This window comes from Nonomuraea maritima, from assembly GCF_900100395.1.
In the GTDB taxonomy this organism is placed as follows: Bacteria; Actinomycetota; Actinomycetes; order Streptosporangiales; family Streptosporangiaceae; genus Nonomuraea; species Nonomuraea maritima.
Genome location: NZ_FNFB01000024.1, coordinates 19,012 through 38,706, shown reverse-complemented (window position 1 = coordinate 38,706; position 19,695 = coordinate 19,012). Strand labels below are relative to the sequence as shown.

General features: G+C 70.9%; 22 protein-coding genes. 14 read left to right on the top strand and 8 right to left on the bottom strand.

Annotated elements, in window-relative coordinates; genetic code table 11:
* Nucleotides 1-4: 4 nt before the first annotated feature.
* The 4 genes from BLR04_RS29210 to BLR04_RS29195 form a co-directional block, all read right to left on the bottom strand.
* Nucleotides 5-745: an ABC transporter permease gene (locus BLR04_RS29210; RefSeq protein ID WP_090771273.1), complete on the bottom strand. Its 741-nt coding sequence runs from the start codon at nucleotides 743-745 to the stop codon at nucleotides 5-7.
* Nucleotides 742-1,632, bottom strand: a complete 891-nt coding sequence (locus tag BLR04_RS29205) for an ABC transporter ATP-binding protein (RefSeq protein WP_090771271.1) — start codon at nucleotides 1,630-1,632, stop codon at nucleotides 742-744. The genes BLR04_RS29210 and BLR04_RS29205 overlap by 4 nt, the downstream gene beginning before the upstream one ends.
* Before the next feature lie 72 nt (nucleotides 1,633-1,704).
* Complete coding sequence (locus BLR04_RS29200) at nucleotides 1,705-2,358, bottom strand: response regulator (RefSeq protein WP_090771269.1); 654 nt, start codon at nucleotides 2,356-2,358, stop codon at nucleotides 1,705-1,707.
* Nucleotides 2,355-3,404 carry a sensor histidine kinase gene (locus tag BLR04_RS29195; protein ID WP_143022261.1) on the bottom strand — a complete coding sequence of 350 codons (1,050 nt, stop codon included), beginning with the start codon at nucleotides 3,402-3,404 and terminating at the stop codon, nucleotides 2,355-2,357. Before BLR04_RS29195 ends, BLR04_RS29200 begins: the two co-directional genes overlap by 4 nt.
* Before the next feature lie 206 nt (nucleotides 3,405-3,610).
* Between BLR04_RS29195 and BLR04_RS29190 the strand changes: the two genes are divergently transcribed.
* The 8 genes from BLR04_RS29190 (at nucleotide 3,611) to BLR04_RS29155 (ending at nucleotide 9,951) form a co-directional block, all read left to right on the top strand.
* On the top strand, nucleotides 3,611-4,774 hold the full coding sequence (locus BLR04_RS29190; protein WP_090771265.1) for an acetoin utilization protein AcuC: 1,164 nt from the start codon (nucleotides 3,611-3,613) through the stop codon (nucleotides 4,772-4,774).
* Nucleotides 4,775-4,790: 16 nt separating this feature from the next.
* Entirely contained in the window at nucleotides 4,791-5,573 is a 783-nt protein-coding gene (locus BLR04_RS29185; RefSeq protein WP_090771263.1) for a phosphatase, read from the top strand.
* Between the two features lie 312 nt (nucleotides 5,574-5,885).
* Nucleotides 5,886-6,089, top strand: a complete 204-nt coding sequence (locus BLR04_RS29180; protein WP_026214222.1) for a helix-turn-helix domain-containing protein — start codon at nucleotides 5,886-5,888, stop codon at nucleotides 6,087-6,089.
* 170 nt (nucleotides 6,090-6,259) lie between these two features.
* Complete coding sequence (locus BLR04_RS29175; protein WP_018654693.1) at nucleotides 6,260-6,358, top strand: 30S ribosomal protein bS22; 99 nt, start codon at nucleotides 6,260-6,262, stop codon at nucleotides 6,356-6,358.
* 22 nt (nucleotides 6,359-6,380) lie between these two features.
* Nucleotides 6,381-7,376 carry an NAD-dependent epimerase/dehydratase family protein gene (locus BLR04_RS29170; protein WP_090771261.1) on the top strand — a complete coding sequence of 332 codons (996 nt, stop codon included), beginning with the start codon at nucleotides 6,381-6,383 and terminating at the stop codon, nucleotides 7,374-7,376.
* Nucleotides 7,373-8,278 (top strand): lysophospholipid acyltransferase family protein, encoded by a 906-nt coding sequence (locus BLR04_RS29165; RefSeq protein WP_176903338.1) that lies wholly within the window; start codon nucleotides 7,373-7,375, stop codon nucleotides 8,276-8,278. The genes BLR04_RS29170 and BLR04_RS29165 overlap by 4 nt, the downstream gene beginning before the upstream one ends.
* A gap of 72 nt (nucleotides 8,279-8,350) precedes the next feature.
* On the top strand, nucleotides 8,351-8,929 hold the full coding sequence (locus tag BLR04_RS29160; protein WP_090771259.1) for an RNA polymerase sigma factor: 579 nt from the start codon (nucleotides 8,351-8,353) through the stop codon (nucleotides 8,927-8,929).
* 2 nt (nucleotides 8,930-8,931) lie between these two features.
* Nucleotides 8,932-9,951 (top strand): LCP family protein, encoded by a 1,020-nt coding sequence (locus tag BLR04_RS29155; RefSeq protein ID WP_090771257.1) that lies wholly within the window; start codon nucleotides 8,932-8,934, stop codon nucleotides 9,949-9,951.
* A gap of 10 nt (nucleotides 9,952-9,961) precedes the next feature.
* On the opposite strand, the gene BLR04_RS29150 is transcribed toward BLR04_RS29155, so the two are convergent.
* The 3 genes from BLR04_RS29150 to BLR04_RS29135 are packed head-to-tail and all read right to left on the bottom strand — an operon-like array spanning nucleotide 9,962 to nucleotide 12,300.
* Nucleotides 9,962-10,822 carry an HAD family hydrolase gene (locus BLR04_RS29150; RefSeq protein ID WP_245740648.1) on the bottom strand — a complete coding sequence of 287 codons (861 nt, stop codon included), beginning with the start codon at nucleotides 10,820-10,822 and terminating at the stop codon, nucleotides 9,962-9,964.
* Nucleotides 10,823-10,852: 30 nt separating this feature from the next.
* On the bottom strand, nucleotides 10,853-11,599 hold the full coding sequence (locus tag BLR04_RS40960) for a DUF5667 domain-containing protein (protein ID WP_176903337.1): 747 nt from the start codon (nucleotides 11,597-11,599) through the stop codon (nucleotides 10,853-10,855).
* Between the two features lie 59 nt (nucleotides 11,600-11,658).
* Nucleotides 11,659-12,300 (bottom strand): sigma-70 family RNA polymerase sigma factor, encoded by a 642-nt coding sequence (locus tag BLR04_RS29135; RefSeq protein ID WP_090771249.1) that lies wholly within the window; start codon nucleotides 12,298-12,300, stop codon nucleotides 11,659-11,661.
* Nucleotides 12,301-12,527: 227 nt separating this feature from the next.
* Between BLR04_RS29135 and BLR04_RS29130 the strand changes: the two genes are divergently transcribed.
* On the top strand, nucleotides 12,528-13,946 hold the full coding sequence (locus BLR04_RS29130; protein WP_090771246.1) for a putative quinol monooxygenase: 1,419 nt from the start codon (nucleotides 12,528-12,530) through the stop codon (nucleotides 13,944-13,946).
* Between the two features lie 7 nt (nucleotides 13,947-13,953).
* Here BLR04_RS29130 and BLR04_RS29125 read toward each other — a convergent pair whose 3' ends face one another.
* Entirely contained in the window at nucleotides 13,954-14,190 is a 237-nt protein-coding gene (locus BLR04_RS29125) for a glutaredoxin family protein (RefSeq protein WP_090771244.1), read from the bottom strand.
* A gap of 117 nt (nucleotides 14,191-14,307) precedes the next feature.
* Between BLR04_RS29125 and BLR04_RS29120 the strand changes: the two genes are divergently transcribed.
* The 5 genes from BLR04_RS29120 to hemB are packed head-to-tail and all read left to right on the top strand — an operon-like array spanning nucleotide 14,308 to nucleotide 19,667.
* Nucleotides 14,308-14,982, top strand: coding sequence for a redox-sensing transcriptional repressor Rex (locus tag BLR04_RS29120; RefSeq protein ID WP_090771399.1), 675 nt, complete (start codon nucleotides 14,308-14,310; stop codon nucleotides 14,980-14,982).
* Nucleotides 14,979-16,235 (top strand): glutamyl-tRNA reductase, encoded by a 1,257-nt coding sequence (locus BLR04_RS29115; protein WP_090771242.1) that lies wholly within the window; start codon nucleotides 14,979-14,981, stop codon nucleotides 16,233-16,235. Before BLR04_RS29120 ends, BLR04_RS29115 begins: the two co-directional genes overlap by 4 nt.
* A complete protein-coding gene (gene hemC / locus BLR04_RS29110; protein ID WP_090771240.1) occupies nucleotides 16,232-17,143 on the top strand; it encodes a hydroxymethylbilane synthase in 912 nt (303 codons plus the stop codon). The genes BLR04_RS29115 and hemC overlap by 4 nt, the downstream gene beginning before the upstream one ends.
* Complete coding sequence (locus tag BLR04_RS29105; protein ID WP_245740646.1) at nucleotides 17,140-18,687, top strand: bifunctional uroporphyrinogen-III C-methyltransferase/uroporphyrinogen-III synthase; 1,548 nt, start codon at nucleotides 17,140-17,142, stop codon at nucleotides 18,685-18,687. Before hemC ends, BLR04_RS29105 begins: the two co-directional genes overlap by 4 nt.
* Nucleotides 18,684-19,667 (top strand): porphobilinogen synthase, encoded by a 984-nt coding sequence (hemB, locus tag BLR04_RS29100; protein ID WP_090771236.1) that lies wholly within the window; start codon nucleotides 18,684-18,686, stop codon nucleotides 19,665-19,667. The genes BLR04_RS29105 and hemB overlap by 4 nt, the downstream gene beginning before the upstream one ends.
* The last annotated feature ends 28 nt before the right edge of the window (nucleotides 19,668-19,695 follow it).

Here is a 19,695-nt window from a genome sequence, read left to right as displayed (position 1 = left end):
CTCGTCAGGCGTCGCGCCGCCGCAGGAGGACCGCTCCGGCGGCCAGGGTGACGGCGATCCACCCGAGGTACACTCCGAAGCCGCTCCACGGCCCGAGGGAGGAGTTCTCGGTGCCGAACACGACCAGGGTGCCGGCGTTCGTGGTGAAGTGGTCGGCGACGACCCTGCCCCACTCGCCGGGAAGCTGGTTCGCCAGCGGGGGCAGCACCAGCATCAGCGCCATGGCCGACACGATCGCGCCGGGCGTGTGCCTGACGAGCGTGCCGAGGCCCAGTCCGAACAGCCCGCACGCGGCCAGGTAGAGGCCCGACCCGAGCACCGCCCGGACGATCTCGCCGACCTCGGACGACGGCGGCGTGATGATCGCGAGGCCGACGCCCACCGCGCCCGCCGAGGCGGCCACGGAGACGACCAGCGCGATCGCCGAGAACACCACGACCTTGGCGGTCAGCAGCCGCAGCCGGTCGGGCACGGCCATGAGTGACGTGCGGATGCCTCCGGTGCGGTACTCGCTGGAGATCACCAGTACGCCAAGGGTGGCCATGGCCACTGACGCGAACAGCCCGCCCGCCAGGCTCATCTGGATCGTCTGAGCGAACGTGAGAGGTACGGCCGCGTTGTTGCGTGCAGCGGTCGCCATCAGGGCGGCGAGGCCCAGCATCAGCACGACCGTGACCGCGAGGGTCCACACCGTGGAACGCACCGAGCGGATCTTGGTCCATTCGGACCTGAGGATGTCGATCATGAGGTGTACTCCAGGCTGTCCTTGGTCAGTTCCATGTACGCGGCCTCCAGCGACGGCCGCACGTACGTGAGCTCCTCCAGGGGGATCCCGGCCCGTGCGGTCAGCGTGCCGATCTCCAGCGGGCTCATCGCGGTCACCCGCAGGTGGTCGGCGTGCAGTTCGCCGACCTTGACCAGCTCTGCCACCTCGGCGAGCCGCGGCGACCTGACCCGTACGTGACCCTGCGAGCTGCGCCCGATGAACTCCCGCACGCTCGTGTCGGCGATCAGCCGCCCCTTGCCGATGACGACGAGGTGGTCGGCGGTCTGGGCCATCTCGCTCATGAGGTGGCTGGAGACGAACACCGCACGTCCCTCGGCGGCGAGGTCGCGCATGAGCGTGCGGATCCACAGGATGCCGTCCGGGTCGAGCCCGTTGACCGGCTCGTCGAACAGCAGGATCTCCGGGTCGCCGAGCAGCGCCGCGGCGATGCCCAGCCGCTGGGCCATCCCCAGGGAGAAGCCGCCGACGCGGCGTCCTGCGACGGCGGCGAGGCCGACGAGCTCCAGGACCTCCGTCACGCGGGCGGCCGGGATGGCGTTGCTCTGCGCGATGGCGAGCAGGTGGTCGCGGGCGCTGCGCCCGCCGTGCACGGCCTTGGCGTCCAGCAGCGCGCCGACCTTGCGCAGCGGGTGGCGCAGCTCCTCGTACGGTCGCCCGTCCACGAGCACCGAGCCGCCGGTCGGACGGTCGAGCCCGAGGATCATGCGCATGGTGGTCGACTTGCCGGCGCCGTTGGGGCCGAGGAAGCCGGTGACGTGACCCGGTTCGACGTCGAACGACAGGTCCGCCACGGCGACCGTGCGGCCGTAGTGCTTGCTCAGGTTCGTTGCGCGGATCGCGGTCATGGACCCAGCGTCCCGCCGGCGGGCGCCGGAATCCTCCTGCCGGGGGACGGTCTTCGCGCTGGGAGCGTGGTCCTACTCGCCGGGGCGGATCAGCGCCGCCTCGTACGCGGCGATCACGGCCTGCGCCCTGTCGCGGACGCCGAGCTTGGCGAACAGGCTCGTCACGTGGTTCTTCACGGTCGAGGAGGAGACCCGCAGCTCGGCCGTGATCTCCGCGTTCGAGCGGCCACGGGCGATGAGCACGAGGATCTCGCGCTCGCGCCCGGTGAGCCCGTCCAGCGCGGCCGGCGCCGCGGCCGGGGGAGCGGCGCGCACGTAGGTGCCGATCAGCCGGGTCAGCAGGCGCGGGGCGACGGCCGACTCGCCGCGGTGGACCACGCGTACGCCCTCGATCAGTTCCTCGGGGGAGACGTCCTTCGGCAGGAACCCGTCGGCGCCCGCGCGCAGCGCCGCGACGACGTTCTCGTCCAGGTCGAACGTGCTGAGCGCGAGCACCCGCACGCCGGGCAGCTCCGAGGTGATCAGCTCGGTGGCGCGCACGCCGTCGAGGGTCGGCATGTGCAGGTCCATCAGCACGACGTGCGGCCGCAGCCGTCTGCACAGCTCGACCGCCTGCGCGCCGTCGCCGGCCTCGCCCACGACGGCGAGGTCGGGCTGCGCGTCCAGCATCAGCCGGAAACCCGTGCGGACCAGGGCGTGGTCGTCTGCCAGCAGTACTTCGATCACGTCTTCTCCAGGGGGATGCGGGCGTGCACGCGGAAGCCTCCCTCCGGCCGGGGCCCGGTGGACAGCCGGCCGCCGCACAGCGCCACCCGCTCGGCCATGCCGTCGAGCCCGAAGCCCGGCGTCCCGCCGTCCTTCGAGCGGCCGTCGTCGAGCACCTCGACCTCGACGGCCTCCGTCCCGTACGTGACCAGCACGCCGGCCCTGGCCCCCTCCGCGTGCTTGCGGGTGTTGGTGAGGGCCTCCTGGACGATCCGGTAGACGGCGTGGTCGACGGCGGCGGGCAGCTCGACCGGTTCGCCGGTCACGGTCAGGCCGGTGGGCAGCCCGGCCGACCTCGCCTCCTCGACCAGCTCGGGCAGCCGGTCGGCGCCGACCCCGGTGGCAGCGTCGGGACGCTCGCGGCCGTCGGCCCGTAACACGTCGAGCAGGTGGCGCATCTCGGCCATCGCCTGGCGCGCGGTCTGCTCGGCGCTCTCCAGCGCGTCCCTGGTGACCTGCTGCTCCGGGGTGAGGGTCGCCCGCGCGCCGCCGACCAGGGCGTTGATCACGGTGATGTGGTGGGCGACCACGTCGTGCAGCTCCCTCGCGATGCGCCGCCGCTCGTCGCGTACGGCCGCGTCCGCGATCTCCTGCCGGGTACGCGCGCTCAGCTCGGCCCGCAGCCGCTCGATCATCCCGGCACCGACGAAGAGGACGATGATCAACAGGATTCCCAGCCAGTTGCCCCGCTGGGGCCGGTAGATCTCCATCGCCGCGGCGTAGACGGCGTAGGCGGCGAGCGACGTCGCCCAGGTCACGCGGCCGCTCGTGTAGCGGCCCAGGCTGTAGAAGGCGATGTACGACTGCAAACTGTTGATCGTGATGAGCTGCGTGGCGAAGCCTGCGACGTCGAGCGCGGTCACCAGGGCGACGGTCAGGACCGGTCGGCCGCGGCGCATGAGCAGGAGTTGCACACCGAGCAGGTAGTGCGCCGCGCCCAGCGCTGTCTGCGTCTGGCCCTGCATGAAGACGCTGATCATGCCGATCAGCCCCGGGACGGACAGCACCGTCACGAGCGTGACGTCGAAAACCCGAGGGCGTCGGAAGAAACGAACGATCTTCGTGAATTTTCGTGCCGGCTGCACATGCACAACCCTAAGTCACAAGATCTCGACCGTGCCGGGAGTTTTCCGTGCCACGAAACCGGGCTTCAGCCGGGGAACTGCGCTGCGGTAACGTCGGCGCAAGCACGGGAGCGCGCGGAGGGACATTCATGAGCCGATCGGCACGGGTGGTCTGGGACGACGCGCTGACCACCTACGACTTCGGCCCCGGCCACCCGCTGGCCCCCGTCAGGGTCGAGCTGACCATGGCGCTCGCCCGTCAGCTCGGCGTGCTCGACAAGATCGAGACGGTCGGCTGCGTCCCCGCGAGCGACGACGAGCTGACCATGGTCCACCAGCCGGGCTACATCGAGGCCGTCAAGCGGGTGTCCGCCTCGGGGCTGCCCGACGCCGGCACGGGGCTCGGCACCGTCGACAACCCGGCTTTCAAGGGCGTCCACGAGGCGTCCGCGCTGATCGCGGGCGCCTCGCTGGCCGCCGCCCGCTCGGTGTGGGAGGGCTCGGCCGAGCACGCGGTCAACGTGGCGGGCGGGCTCCACCACGCCATGCCGGGGCTGGCCAGCGGCTTCTGCGTCTACAACGACCCGGCCCTCGCCATCGCCTGGCTGCTGCGTCAGGGCGTCGAGCGGATCGCGTACGTCGACGTCGACGTCCACCACGGCGACGGGGTGCAGGCGGTCTTCTACGACGATCCCCGGGTGCTGACGATCAGCCTCCACGAGAGCCCGCGCACGCTCTTCCCCGGCACGGGGTTCCCCGAGGAGACCGGCGCCGAGGGCACGTCCGTCAACGTCGCGCTCCCGGCCGGCTGCGGTGACGCGGGCTGGCTGCGCGCCTTCCACGCGGTCGTGCCGCCGTTGCTGCGCGCGTTCGCGCCGGAGATCCTCGTGACGCAGCACGGCTGCGACAGCCACGCGCTCGACCCGCTGGCCAACCTGATGCTGAGCCTCGACGGCCAGCGCACCGCGTACGCCGCCCTGCACCGCCTGGCCCACGAGACGGCGGGCGGCCGGTGGATCGCGACCGGCGGCGGCGGTTACGAGCTCGTCCAGGTCGTGCCGCGGGCCTGGACCCACCTGCTCGCCGAGGCCGCCGGAGAGCCGATCGACCCGGCCACCCCGACCCCCGAGGGCTGGCGCCAGTACGTACGGGAGCGGACGGGTGAGATCCCGCCGCTGACCATGACAGACGGACGACACCCGGAATTTCGGGATTTGTCCGGCGGTTATGACCCTGCGGACCCCATTGACCGTGCTGTCATGGCGACCCGAAATGCGGTCTTCCCCCTGCACGGCCTCGATCCGATGCCCTGAACTGAGGAAAGAAGCAGTGCTGAGCCGCGACGAACTCCGTGAGCATCTTGTCCAGACCCGTATCGCCGGTGATGTCGCGACCTCTCGCGAGAACAACCTCGACCACTACAGCTCCCTCGCCAACGGCGACCCCTACTACGCGCTCGGTCTGACCTTCGACCAGCCGTGGGCGTACCGCGACATCCTGGCGCTGATGGCCAAGTCGGCGGGTGTGGTGGCCGACCCCGACCACCGCTGGGGCCAGGACACCATCGACCCCGACCGCACGATCGACGCGATCGACGCCATGGCCGGGCGCATCGCGGCCGCCCTGTCGGAGCCCCGGCCGCGCATCCTCCTCGCCACCGGCCACCCCACCGGGCTGCTGACCGTCCACCTGTCGCTCGCCTCCCTGTGCGTGGCGCGCGGCGCCCTCCTGCTGACGCCCGCGGAGGGCTGGACGTACACCGGGGCCGGGTTCGGGCGCCCGCGCCGGATCCGCTATCTGCAGGACGTCGCCATGCTCGACGACAAGGGCAACCTCGTGCACACCCACGACGCCGACCCGATGCGCCACATGCTCGACGAGCTCGACGGCGACCTGCCCGACCTCGTCATCGCCGACCACGGCTGGGCAGGGGCGGCCGGTGACGCCGGCGTGCCGACGGTGGCGTTCGCCGACTGCAACGACCCGGGTCTGTTCGTGGGAGAAGCCGAGGGCAAGCTCGACGTCGTCGTACCGCTCGATGACAATGTGTTGCCGCGCTATTACGCTCCGCTGATCGATCGGCTCGTCACAGAAGTCTCACGAGCCCTTTGAGTCGAATTCGGCCCTCCCGATACCGTCTTTTCGCGCCTGCATTCCAAGGGGCTCGCTGTCCCATTGCCAACTTTTGACGCGTCTCGGGCGACTCTTATGTGTGGCAGCTTGGACAGTTCCACCGTCCAAGTGAGGTGCTCGGCCTGGCTGCTGGCCAGCGATTTTGCTGGTTCGCCTGACAGTCGGCTCCGGCGACTGAGAAAATAGGGGGTTTGCGCACCCGGAGTCCCGACTTACGCTGACGGCAGTACACGTGCGTGAGCAATGGCACCAGTGGGGATAACCCGGAAACACGTGCGGAAGAGGCGTCCGATGGGTGCAGGCGAAAGACCTCTCAGCGAGGTGAAGTTCCTGACCGTTGCGGAAGTGGCTACGGTCATGAGGGTGTCCAAGATGACGGTGTACCGGCTCGTCCACTCGGGTGAGCTGCCGGCCATCCGCGTCGGCCGCTCGTTCAGGGTCCCTGAGCAGGCGGTACACGACTATCTTCGGGAGGCCTACATCGAGGCGGGTTGACGTAGCGGCACATCAAGCGGTGCCGTGAGTGCTGTCGCGGGGAGGCCCGGAGGCCGCGGCGCGTCCGGGCTTTCACCCCCCGTGGGGCGATCTACCATGGATCGCCGGTAGTCTGTGAGCCGGTGTGCGCTCGCACTCCGGTTCAGACTGTTTCTCCACCTGGGGGTCCCGTGGGCTCTGTGATCAAGAAGCGCCGCAAGCGGATGGCTAAGAAGAAGCACCGCAAGCTGCTCAAGAAGACGCGCATCCAGCGGCGTAACAAGAAGTAACCACGCCGGCTGCGAGGCGCTGATGACCCACACCGTGCTAGTCACCGGGGTCTCGCGCCACATAGGCGCCCGGGTGGCGAGTGTTCTGGCAGCAGATCCCGGCATCTCCCGTGTCATCGGAGTGGACACCGTTCCGCCCCCCACGCTGACGCGGGACGGCGGCGTATCCCTCGGCCGGACCGAGTTCGTACGGGTCGATCTGCGCAGTTCCGACATCGCCGAGGTGATCGAGGCCGCGGACATCGACACGGTCGTGCACATGAGCCTCGTCAGCGCTCCCTCGCGGAGTGGCGGGCGGACGGCCATGAAAGAGCACAACGTCATCGGCACCATGCAACTGCTCGGTGCCTGTCAGCGGTCGGCGGGCGTGCGGCGCGTGGTGGTCCGCTCCACCACCGCCGTCTACGGCTCGTCGCCGAGGGATCCCGCGGTGTTCACCGAAGACCTGGAGCCCAACGTCGGCGGTCCCGTCCATGGCTACGCCAAGGACGCCGCCGAGGTCGAGGGGTATGTCCGGGGGTTCGCGCGACGCCGTCCCGACGTGACGGTGTCGTTGCTGCGGTTCGCCAACTTCATGGGTCCGGGCGTCGACTCGCCGCTGACGCGTTACTTCACCCAGCCGGTGCAGCCGACCGTGTTCGGCTTTGACCCGAGGCTGCAGTTCGTCCACGAGGACGACGCGGTCGAGGTGTTGCGCCGGATGGCGACCGAGGACCACCCCGGCACGTACAACGTGGCCGGGGCCGGCGTGCTGCTGCTGTCGCAGTGCGTGCGCAGGGCGGGGCGGGCGCCGCTGCCGCTGTTCTCGCCCGCCTTCAGGGCGCTGGGCGACACCGTACGCAGGCTGGGTCTGGTCGAGTACTCCCCGGAGCAGGTCAGGTTGATGAGCTACGGCCGTGTGGTCGACACCACCAGACTCGAGCTGGAGCTGGGCTGGCGGCCCAAGTTCTCCACCGGGGCGGCGTTCGACGACTACCTGCGCGCGCACGGGCTGCGGCCCGTCGGAGGTGCCCGGTGACGGACGTCGCCCACGAACGCGAAGAGGGCCGGGTGATCCCCATCACCACCGCGCCGTCGTACGCCGAGCCGGAGCCGCTGGCCAAGGCCCTCGCCTTCCTGCGCCGGCGTCTCACGGGCGACTACGAGGTCGACGAGTTCGGCTACGACCCCGAGCTGACCGACAAGGTCGTGCTCGAGATGTTGCGGCCGATCTACCGCCGCTGGTTCCGGGTCGAGCCGGTCGAGCTGCAGAACGTCCCCCGCGAGGGCGGGGCGCTCGTCGTCGCCAACCACTCAGGCACGCTGCCGGTCGACGCGCTGATGCTGCAGGTCGCGATGCACGACGAGGTCGGCAGGGCGCTGCGGCTGCTCGGCGCCGACCTGGTCTACCAACTGCCGGTGCTCAGCCACCTGTCGCGCAAGACCGGCCACACCCTCGCCTGTCCCGAGGACGCCGACCGGCTGCTGCGCAAGGGCGAACTGGTCGGGGTGTTCCCCGAGGGCTTCAAGGGCGTCGGCAAGGCGTTCTCCGAACGCTACGAGCTGCAGCGCTTCGGGCGGGGCGGTTTCGTGGCCTCGGCCATCCGGGCCGGGGTGCCGATCGTGCCCACCGCCATCGTCGGGGCCGAGGAGATCTACCCCAAGATCGGCGACCTGAAGGTCCTGGCGCGCGCGCTCGGCGTCCCCTACCTGCCGATCACCCCGTTCTTCCCGCTGTTCGGGCCGCTCGGGCTCGTGCCGCTGCCGTCGAAGTGGATGATCGAGTTCGGCGAGCCGATCCGTACCGACGAGTACGACCCGTCGGCGGCCGACGACCCCATGCTCGTGTTCAACCTCACCGACCACGTGCGCGAAGCCATCCAGCAACTGCTCAACGAGCTGCGGCTGCGCCGCGGCCACGCCTTCCCGCCGTTCTTCTGACCCGCGCGCCGTGAACCCGGAGGGCGGGTCACGGCAAGACATGCGTGACCCATCCCCCACCGAAGGGCGGAGATGATCACGCACCCCGCCGTCAGGGGAGCGGACTCCGAGCTCGTGAGCGCCTCGTTGACCGAACCAGAGGCGTTCGCCGAGCTCTTCGACCGCTACTCCGCGATGCTGTACCGGTACGTCGCCAAACGCCTCGGCCCCGACCACGCCGAGGACCTCGTCGGGGAGACGTTCCTCATCGCCTTCTCCCGCCGCCGTAGCTACGACCTGATTTATACCGACGCCCGGCCGTGGCTGTTCGGCATCCTCACCAAGCTCGTCTCCCGGCACCACCGCAAGGAGGCGGCCCGCTACCGCGCCCTGCTGCGCGCGCCCGTCGACTCCGCTGTCGAGTCGCCCGCCGACCGGGTGGCCGCGGGTGTGAGCGCCCAGGCCGTACGGGCCGACCTCGCGGGCGCGCTGGCCGCGCTGCCGGCCAAGGACCGCGACGTGCTCCTCCTGATCGCCTGGGGAGACCTCACGTACGAGGAGGTCGCGCAGGCGCTCGGCATCCCCGTCGGCACCGTGCGCTCCCGCCTCAACAGGGGCCGGCGGAAGGTACGGGCCGCGCTCGGCGACACCAACCCCGTGGAGGAGGAGTGACGATGGACGACCTGAAGCTGCTCCACGACCTCGGGGCACAGCTGGAGCACCAGCCGCCGCCGACGCTCGTCCGTCAGCGGGAGCGCCTGCTCGACGGCAGCCGCCGGCGACGCGCGCCACATGGACGGATCGCCGGGTGGTGGGCGGCCGGGCTCGTGGCCGTCGCCACCGCCTTCGCGGTCGCCGTGCCCGTCGTGCTCGTGGCCGGCGGCCGTGACAGGAATCCCGCCGTCGTCGCCACCGAGCCCGCGGACATGAGCGGCGCCTTGAACGTGCTCCTCGTCGGCTCCGACACCCGCGAGGGGGAGGGCAACGCCGAGTACGGGCCGCGGATGGCCGACGCCGGAGCCAGGGCCGACACCATCTGGATCGCGCACCTGCCCGCGGACCGGACGACGGTGACCGTCGTGAGCGTCCCCCGTGACTCGATCGTGCGCATCCCCCGGTGCGGCTCCTCGCCGGCCCGCACTGACCTGATCAACTCGGCGTACCGGACGGGAGGGCTCACGTGCCTGCGGACGACGCTGGAGGAGCTCACGGGGCTGCGCCTGAACCACGCGGTCGAGGTGGACTTCTCGGGCTTCAAGGAGGTGGTGGACGCTCTCGGCGGGGTGACGGTGACCCTGCCCCTGCCGGTGAACGACAGGGCGGCGAAGCTGAAGCTGCCCGCGGGCACGTCGCATCTCAACGGTGAGGAGGCGCTCGGCTACGTCCGGCTGCGTCGTTACGGCGACGGGAGCGACGTGGCGCGCATCAAGCGGCAGTACACGCTCGTGCGGGCGATGCTGCGCAAGGCCAGGAGCACGCTGGACGATCCCGGCACGCTGAAGGCGGCGCTGACCGCGGTGCGGTCGTCGGTGCGCACGGACCTCAGCGTCGAGTCGATGTACCAGCTCGCCACCGAGCTGTCGCGGGCGCGGTTCACGCCGACCACGGTGCCCTGGCAGCCGCACCCCGACGACCCGAACCGCCTGGTCTGGAAGCAACCCGACGCGGACCGTCTCTTCGCCGGACTTCGCTGAGCGGTTGTGCTCAGCGGCCGCGGTAGAGGCGGCGGAGGGCGACGCCTGCGGCGACGCTGCCCGCCAGGGCGCCCACGCCGGCCGCGATGGGCAGCGCCGCCATCGTCGCCTTGCGTCCGGTACGGAAGTCCTTGATCGGCCAGTCGTGCTTGCGCGCGTGCTCGCGCAGCTCGCTGTCGGGGTTGATGGCCACGGCGCTGCCCACCAGCGACAGCATCGGCAGGTCGTTGGCCGAGTCGCTGTAGGCGGTGCAACGGGTGAGGTCGAGGCCCTCGCGCCGGGCCAGCGCCCGCACCGCCTCGGCCTTGGCCGGGCCGTGGAGCAGGTCGCCGACCAGCCGCCCGGTGTAGACGCCGTCGCGGGTCTCGGCGACCGTGCCGAGCGCGCCGGTCAGGCCGAGGCGCTGGGCGATGACCCGGGCCAGCTCGATTGGGGTGGCGGTGACCAGCCACACCCGCTGGCCGGCGTCGAGGTGGCTCTGCGCGAGCGCGCGCGTGCCGCCCCAGATGCGGTCGGCCATGACCTCGTCGTAGATCTCCTCGCCCAGGCGTACGACGTCGTCGACCTTGGTGCCGGCCACGAACGCCAGAGCGGTCTCCCTGGCCACCGCGATGTGCTCGGGGTTCTCGTTGCCACGCAGTCGGAACACCGCCTGCCCCACCGCGAACTTGAACAGGTCGGAGGAGGTGAACATGCCACGCGTGGCCAGGCCGCGCGCGAAGTGGTAGATCGACGCGCCGCGCATCATCGTGTTGTCGACGTCGAAGAAGGCCGCCGCGTCGAGGTCGGGCTCGACCGGGGCAACGGTGACCGCGGCGCGTGCCGCGGCCTCGCCGGCGACCTCCGGCCGGGTTGCCTGTCGTCCTCGCATGAGCCGCCACATGCGGTTCAGCTTACTTTCCTAGTCCGGCTCCACCAGACCTTCGATGTAGTCCAGATAGCTTTCCGCCTGTGCCAGCTGAGACTCGTCCAGCTGCTGGAGCATGGGCTTTACCGTGTCCTTCTGGTCACGTGCGAATTTCTTGATCTTCAGTGAGCGCGGCTCGGCGCGCTCCAGCCGGCTGATGCCCGCCTTCGTCGACTCCTCCATGTCCTTCAGCGTCCCGCCGATCAGTGGGCCGCTGGTGGCGGAGCCGAGCAGCCGGGCGACCTCGCGGGCGCGGGTCTGCGCCGATTCGAGCTCGCGCTGCCCGCGTTCTGCGTCGTCGGGGCTCAGCCGGACGAACGTGGTCTCCACGGCTCGCTTGAGCGGGTAGAGCGGGTCGCCGGGCAGGGCCCGGTAGGTGCCGAAGGTCGAGACGGCGAGCGCCACCGTGAGCCCCAGCGCGGCCAGCTGCGACAGCCTGGCCCCGCGCCGCGACGGCCGCCGGTGCGCGGGCCCCACGCCCCTGCGCCCACCACGCCCGGGCCGCACGCCCGGCTCGGGCCGCACGCCCGGCTCGGGCCGTACGCCCGGCTCGGGCCGTACCGAGGGCTCAGGCCGTACGGCGGGCTCGGGTCGTACGGCGGGCTCGGGGCGGATGCCCGAGACCAGCTCGGCGCGCAGCCGTTCGCGGAAGGCGGGGTCGGGGCCGCCGCCCAGCGGCACCCCGCGCAGCTCGGTGAGGTGGTCGAGCACGCGCTCACGCCGCTTGCGCGCCCTACTCATGAATGCCCCCTGACCGATGCGGTCGTGACGTATGTGCAACGAGAAGCGAGTGGTGGAGGTTACGCCAGATCGTGCTTGAGTGCCCTGGCCAGCGTCCGGATGGCACGGAACTGCAGGGCTTTGATCGCTCCACTCTTCTTCCCCATGATCAGCGCGGTTTCCGCGAGCGAGAGGCCGTGCAGGAAGCGCAGGACGACGCACTCCTGCTGCTCGGGATTCAGGTCTCGGACGGCGTGCAGCACCCGGTCGTTGATGATGGCGTCGACGACGGCGTTCTCGGGGATGTGGGCGCCGTCGAGCGGGACGTCGATCACCTCGCCCGTCGTGACCTCCAGCCGGTAGCGGCCGGACTTGAAGTGGTCGGTCACCAGGTTCCTGGCGATGGTGACGAGCCAGGCCCCGAAGTCGCGTCCCTGCCAGGTGAAGTCGCCGATCTTGCGTAACGCCCGCAGGAAGGTCTCGCTCGTCAGGTCCTCGGCGAGAGGGTGGGAGCCGACGCGGAAGTAGATGTAGCGGTAGACCAGGTCGACGTAGCGGTCGTAGAGCGTGCCAAATGATTCGCTGCAGCCACTCTTGGCGTCCAGCACCAGCGTGCGAAGGTCGTCGACGGGCATCTCCTCCGGCACGGTGGGCTCGCCCGTCCGGGCAGGTCCAGCGACCGCTGGAGCGAGCAGCCCGGCGAACGGTGACGAGTCAGGCATCCGATATCCCTAGGGGTAAGGGGTGCGGCGTGCTCGAACACTCTAGAAATCAACCGGAAATTCCACAATCCACACTCCATTGGTGTGGTGTGCCGTCAGTGGCCGATACCGTGTAGGCGCACACCCCGCCACCTGCGGAGCGCCGTCGTACGCGGGCACCGTGGTCCGGACCCGTTCCCTCGTCGGCTACCGGCTGGGAGGCATCGTCCGGCAGCATTGGAGTCACCATGGAGATCCTTGTTGCTGTCATAGCCCTTGCCGGAGCCCTGCTGGCCGCGATCGCGGCGGGAGCGCTCATCCAGCGACTCCGCGAGGACTCCGAGGGGTGGCTGATCGCCTGGATCGTCGCCGTCGTGGCGCTGTGCCTGGCGCTCGGCGCGGTGGGCCTCGGATCGTTCCTGGGGTTCGGCGAGGTGACGTTCCGGGTCTTCCAGGTGATGGGGTCGCTGGTCGCGCCGCTCTGGCTGGGGGTCGGCCTGGTCCAGCTGCTGGCGGAGAAGACGCCGCCGAGGTTCCTCGCCTGGCTGTTCGGTATCGCGCTGACCTTCACCGCGGTCGTCATCATGCTCTTCGACCCGCTGAAGAGCAGCGACATGACCAAGGCCGTGCCCTCCGGCGCCGCCCACTGGAACCTGTTCCCCAGCTACCTGCTGACCGGTGTGCACGTCATCGACGTCGTCGTCATGCTGGCGATGCTCGTGGTGGCCGGGCTGAAGTGGCGCAACGGCGACGAGTACGACACCGACAACCTGCACGCCACCGTCGTCATCGTGCCGTCGGCCCTCGCGCTCGTGGGCGCGCTGCGCTTCTCGCCGCCGTCGCTGTTCATCGCCGCGCTGCTCGCCGTCGCGGCGGCCGCGGTGTGGTACTCCGTGCTGCGGCCGCTGGCGCCGTACGACGACGAGGACGACGACTTCCCCATGGACGACGAGCCGCCCGCGCGCCGCGAGGAGCGTCCCCGGCGCCGTGACGAGCGCGCCGCGCACCTCGACGACCGCCCGGCCGCCCGCGAGGAGCCTTCCTTCCTGGACATGTCCGAGCCGATGCCGGCCGTCGACCGCTCGCCCGCGTCGTCGCGCCGCACGTCCGGGCTGGGCGACCTGGTGGCCGAGTACCGCGCGGGGGAGCGCGAGGTCGACTACGCCGCGCGGATGATGCCGGCCCCCGACCCCGGCCCCTCGACCGGCTACATCATGAACGGCGCCCCCGCGCCGCAGCAGCCCGAGTACACGCTCGCGCCGTCCGCTCCCGCCACCGGCGCCGTCTTCCCCGGCGCCGACGTGTTCGCCCCGCAGCAGCCCGGCTCGTCGAAGCCCTCACCCACCATCTACGGCATGCTCACGGTCTTCACGATCATGGACGGCGCCGGCGACGCGTTCGACCGGCTGGCCGAGGCGACGGTCGAGGCAGTGCGCCGGGGCGAGCCCGACACCCTCGTGTACGCCTGCCACGCCGTGAAGTCGGCCCCGCTGCAGCGCATCGTCTACGAGCTCTACCGCGACGAGGTCGCCTACCGCGACCACCAGCGCCAGCCGCACATGGAGCGGTTCGTCACCGAGCGGCAGGCGATGGTGCTGGCCACCAACGTCATCGAGCTCACCGTCAACGCCGCGAAGGTGGTGCCGCTGCCCACTGCGGCTTACTAGCGGCCCACTAGGAGGTGAGGGCGGCGCGCAGGCGGTTCTCGTCGACCCGCCAGAAGTCGTGCTGCACGCCGTCGATCAGCGTGACGGGGATCATCTCCCAGTACTTCTCGCGCAGTTCGTCGGAGGACTCGATGCTGATCTCCTCCCACGGCACCCCCAGATCGCCGGCCACCCTGGCGATGGTCTGGCGGGCGTCGTCGCACAGGTGGCAGCCGGGCTTGCCGAGCAGGGTGATGCGATGCATAGCGCCACCGTACCTTCTGACTTTGTGCATCGGTTCACAAAGGGCTTAACCTGAAAGACGGTTAGATTCCAACAACGCGGCCCCCATGCCGCCCGTCCCCTGGAGCACCGCCACGTGATGAGCTCGTCCCAGCCCCGTGACCGCGGTATCCCCGAGGCGACGGTCGCCAGGCTTCCGTTGTACCTCAGGGCGCTGCACGGGATGGCGGAGCGGGGAGTCGCGACGGTCAGCTCGGAGGATCTCGCCGCGGCCGCCGGGGTCAACTCGGCGAAGCTGCGCAAGGATCTGTCGCATCTCGGTTCGTACGGCACGCGCGGCGTAGGGTATGACGTGGAATATCTCGTCTACCAGATCTCCCGCGAACTCGGCCTCACGCAGGACTGGGCGGTCGCGATCGTCGGAGTCGGTAACCTCGGCCGCGCGCTCGCCAACTACGGCGGGTTCGTCTCCCGGGGCTTCAGGGTCGCCGCGCTCGTGGACGCCGACCCCGAAGTCGTGGGTGACACCATTGCGGGGTTGAATGTTGAGCACATCGACGAACTGGAAGCCGTGATCAAACGGCGTGGAGTATCCATCGTGGTGCTGGCCATCCCGGCGGCGGCGGCGCAGGAAGTCTGCGACCGCGTCGTTGCTGTGGGCGTGACCAGTATCCTGAACTTCGCCCCCGTTGTGCTTTCCGTCCCTGAAACCGTCGATGTCCGTAAAGTCGACCTATCCATCGAACTGCAGATTCTCGCGTTCCACGAGCAACGCAAGGCTGGGGGGCCACTCATGGCAGTGGACAGTCAGTGAGTGTTCTGGCTATCGGGCTCAGCCACCGGACGGCGCCGGTGGCCCTGCTCGAGCGCGTCTCGGTGACCGGCGACGCGCTCGTCAAACTGTTGCACGACGTACAGCGTGATCCCTGTGTGGCGGAGGCCATGGTGGTCTCGACCTGCAACCGGGTCGAGGCCTACGTCACGGTCGACCGCTTCCACGCCGCCGTCAACTCCGTCAGCAACCTGCTGGCGATCCATTCCGGGGTGCCCGTCGACGACCTGACGCCGCACCTCTACGTTCACTACGAGGAGCAGGCGGTCGAGCACCTGTTCTCCCTGGTGTGCGGCCTCGACTCGATGGTCGTCGGCGAGGGCCAGATCCTCGGGCAGGTCCGCCAGGCGCTCAGGCTCGCCCAGCGCCAGGGCACCGTCGGCGCCACCCTCAACGAGCTGATGCAGCAGGCCCTGCGCGTCGGCAAGCGGGCCCACCACGAAACGGGCATCGACCACGCCGGGGCCTCCCTCGTCACGGCCGGCCTCGCCCTCGCGGGCGACCTCGCGGGGCGGCGCGCCCTGGTGATCGGCGCGGGTTCCATGAGCTCGCTGGCCGCCGCGACCCTCGCCCGCGCCGGCGTCGGCGACATCGTCGTGGCCAACCGCACGTACGAGCGCGGCGCCCGGCTCGCCGAGACCGTCGGCGGGCGCGCGGTGCACTTCTCCCAGGTGGCCGACGAGCTCGCCGCCGCCGACGTCGTCATCACCTGCACGGGCGCGGGCCGCCACCTCGTCACCCCTGACATGATCTCCGGCCCCACGTTCCTCCTCGACCTCGCGCTTCCCCACGACATCGACCCCGCCGTACGCGCACTCCCCGGCGTGACCCTCGTCGACCTGGAGACGATCCAGGAGTCCGGCATCGGCTCGCGCGAAGGCGACGCCGTCCCCTCCGTACGCGCTCTCGTGGCCGACGAGCTGGCCGCCTACCTCGACGCCGAGCGCGCGGCCAAGGTCACCCCGACCGTGGTCGCGCTGCGCAGCAAGGCCGCCGACGTGGTCGAGGCCGAGCTGGGCCGCCTGCGCATGCGCCTGCCCGGGCTCGACGATCGGGCCCGCGACGAGGTCGCCATGACCGTCCAGCGGGTGGTCGACAAGCTGCTTCACGAGCCGACCGTGCGTGTCAAGCAGTTCGCCACGTCCCCTGGAGGCGATCATTATGCCGACGCGCTGCGCGAGCTGTTCAATCTCGATCCGAAGGTCCCCGACGCCGTGAGGGAGGTCGAGCTGTGACATCACCGCTCCGGCTCGGCACCCGCCGCAGCCTCATGGCCACCACGCAGTCGCAGATGGTGGCCGACGCCTACGTCGCGCGCACCGGCCGCGCGGTCGAGCTCGTCGGCGTCACGACGTTCGGCGACGTGACCAAGGCGCATCTCGCGCAGCTCGGCGGCACCGGCGTGTTCGTCACGGCGCTGCGCGACAAGCTGCTCGAGGGCGAGGTCGACTTCGCCGTCCACTCGCTGAAGGACCTGCCCACCCAGCAGGACCCGCGCTTCACCCTGGCAGCCATCCCCACCCGGCACGACCACCGCGACGCCCTGGTCGGCACATCCAAGTTCGCCGACCTCGCGCCCGGCTCCCGGGTCGGCACCGGATCGCCGCGGCGCGTCGCCATGCTGAGCGCGCTGCGTCCCGACCTCGAGTACGTCGCGATCCGCGGCAACGCCGACACCCGCATCGGCAAGATCGCCGCGGGTGAGCTCGACGCCGTCGTGCTGGCCTCGGCCGGCCTGACCCGCATCGGCCGCAGCGCCGAGATCTCGCAGATCTTCGAGATCGAGGAGCTGCTGCCGGCCCCCGGCCAGGGCGCGCTGGCCGTCGAGTGCCTGTCCGACCGCGCCGACCTGGTCGAGTTCCTGGGGGTGCTCGACGACCCGGCCACGCGTTCCGCCGTGACGGCCGAACGGGCCGTGCTCAACGCGCTCGAAGCGGGATGCGCCGCTCCGGTGGGTGCTTTCGCGGTCGATGACGGGCACACTCTCAACCTGACCGCTGTGGTCGTCTCCATAGACGGCCGCGAAGCGGTCCGCAAGTCCGCCGCCGGCTCTCCTTCGGAGGCTGTTGACCTCGGCCGCCTCCTGGCGGCCGAGATGATCGCCGAAGGGGCCGACAGATTGATGGGGGAGCATTCCCATTGAGCTCCGATAGTCCAACCTCCGGCCTCGTCGCGTTCGTGGGCGCGGGGCCCGGCGATCCCAACCTGCTCACGCTGCGTGCCGCCGAGCTGCTCGGCAAGGCCGACGCGGTGGTCCTCGGCACGGAGGCGCACGCCACGCTGCTGCGGCACTGCCGTGACGACGTCGAGACCCTCGCCGAGGGCGAGTACGTCCGGCGGGCCGCGGACGGCGGGCTCGTGGTGCGCCTGTGCGAGGGCGACCCGATGCTGTTCTCCTCGGTGGGCGAGGAGGTCGCGGCCTGCACCGCGGCGGAGGTGGACTTCGAGATCGTGCCCGGCGTGCCGCCCGCGACCGCCGTGCTCACCTACGCGGGCATCCCTGCCGCGGCCGACGTGCCCGAGTTCCGCGTGGTCGACGCCGCTCAGGAGCAGGACTGGGCGGCCCACGCCGCGAGCCGCGGCACCCTGGTCATCTACAACGGCATCAGCGACGCCGTGGCCATCGGCAAGGCGCTGATGGCGAGCGGCCGGCCCGACGGCACGCCGGTCGCCGTCAGCAGCGGCGGCACCACCACCGAGCAGTACACCGTGGTGTCGTCACTCGGACGGCTGCAGGCCGACCTCAAGCACGCCGGTTTCACCGAGCCCGCGCTGATCGTGGTGGGCGAGGCCGTGGCGCAGCGCGACAAGCTGTCGTGGTTCGAGACCAAGCCGCTGTTCGGGTGGCGGGTCCTGGTGCCGCGTACGAAGGAGCAGTCGCAGGCCCTGTCCGATCAGCTCGTCTCGTACGGCGCGGTGCCCGAGGAGGTGCCGACCATCTCGGTCGAGCCGCCGCGCACGCCGCAGCAGATGGACCGCGCCATCAAGGGCCTCGTCACCGGCCGCTACGAGTGGGTGGCCTTCACCAGCGCCAACGCGGTCAAGGCGGTCCGCGAGAAGTTCGAGGAGTACGGCCTCGACGCCCGCGCCTTCGCCGGGCTCAAGGTGGCGGCCGTGGGTGACGCGACCGCGCAGGCCCTGATCGACTTCGGGGTCAAGCCCGACCTGCTGCCGACGGGCGAGCAGTCGTCCGAGGGGCTCGTCGCCGAGTGGCCGCCGTACGACTCGATGCTCGACCCGATCAACCGTGTGCTGCTGCCGCGCGCCGACATCTCCACCGACACGCTCGTGGCCGGGCTCACCGAGCTGGGCTGGGAGTGCGACGACGTCACCGCGTACCGCACCGTCCGGGCGGCCCCGCCACCCGCGCCGATCCGCGAGGCGATCAAGGGCGGCGGGTTCGACGCCGTGCTGTTCACGTCGTCCTCCACCGTGCGCAACCTCGTGGGCATCGCCGGCAAGCCGCACAACGTCACCGTGATCGCGGTCATCGGGCCGCAGACGGCCAAGACGGCCGAGGAGTTCGGTCTCCGGGTCGACGTCATGGCCGACACCCCGTCCGCCTCCGCCCTGGCGGCCGCGCTGGCCGCGTTCGGGGCCAAGCAGCGCCAGGCGGCGCTGGCCGCGGGCGACACCCCGCGCCGGCCCTCGCAGAACCGCCGTGGCGCGAGAAGGAGAGCCAAGTGAGCGCGCAATTCCCCGTCGCCCGGCCCCGCAGGCTGCGCCGCACCCCGGCGCTGCGCCGGATGGTGGCCGGCACCCGGCTGCACCCCGCCGAGCTGATCCTGCCGGCGTTCGTCAAGGAGGGCATCTCCGAGCCGCAGCCGGTGGCGTCGATGCCCGGCGTCGTCCAGCACACGCGTGAGTCGCTGCGCAAGGCGGCCCGCGAGGCCGCCGAGGCGGGCGTGGGCGGCATCATCCTGTTCGGCATCCCCGCGGTGAAGGACGCCCGCGGCTCGGCCGCCGACGACCCCGACGGCATCCTGCAGGTCGCGCTCCGCGACGTGGTCGACGAGGTCGGCGACTCGCTCGTGGTGATGGCCGACACCTGCCTCGACGAGTTCACCGACAACGGCCACTGCGGCATCCTGACCGCGTCCGGTGACGTCGACAACGACGCCACGCTGGAGCGGTACGCCTCCGTCGCGGTCGCCCAGGCGGACGCGGGCTCGCAGATGGTGGCCCCGAGCGGGATGATGGACGGCCAGGTCGGCGTCATCCGCGCGGCGCTCGACGCGTCCGGGCACGCCGACGTCCCGATCCTCGCCTACTCCGCCAAGTACGCCTCCGCCTTCTACGGGCCGTTCCGCGACGCCGCCGAGTGCGCGCCGCAGTTCGGCGACCGCAGCACCCACCAGCAGGACCCGGCGGGCTCGCAGGAGGAGGCGCTGCGCGAGGTGCGCCTCGACCTGGCGGAGGGCGCCGACGCCGTCATGGTCAAGCCCGCGCTGGCCTACCTCGACGTCATCACCCGCTTCCGCGACGAGGTCGACGTGCCGGTGGCCGCCTACCAGGTGAGCGGCGAGTACGCGATGATCGAGGCCGCCGCGGCCAACGGCTGGATCGACCGCGAGCGCATGATCCACGAGTCGCTGATCGCGATCAAGCGCGCCGGCGCCGACCTGATCCTCACCTACTGGGCGACCGAAGTGGCACGCGCGCTCTGAAAGGCCGCTCGCGGAGCTGACCTGCTGG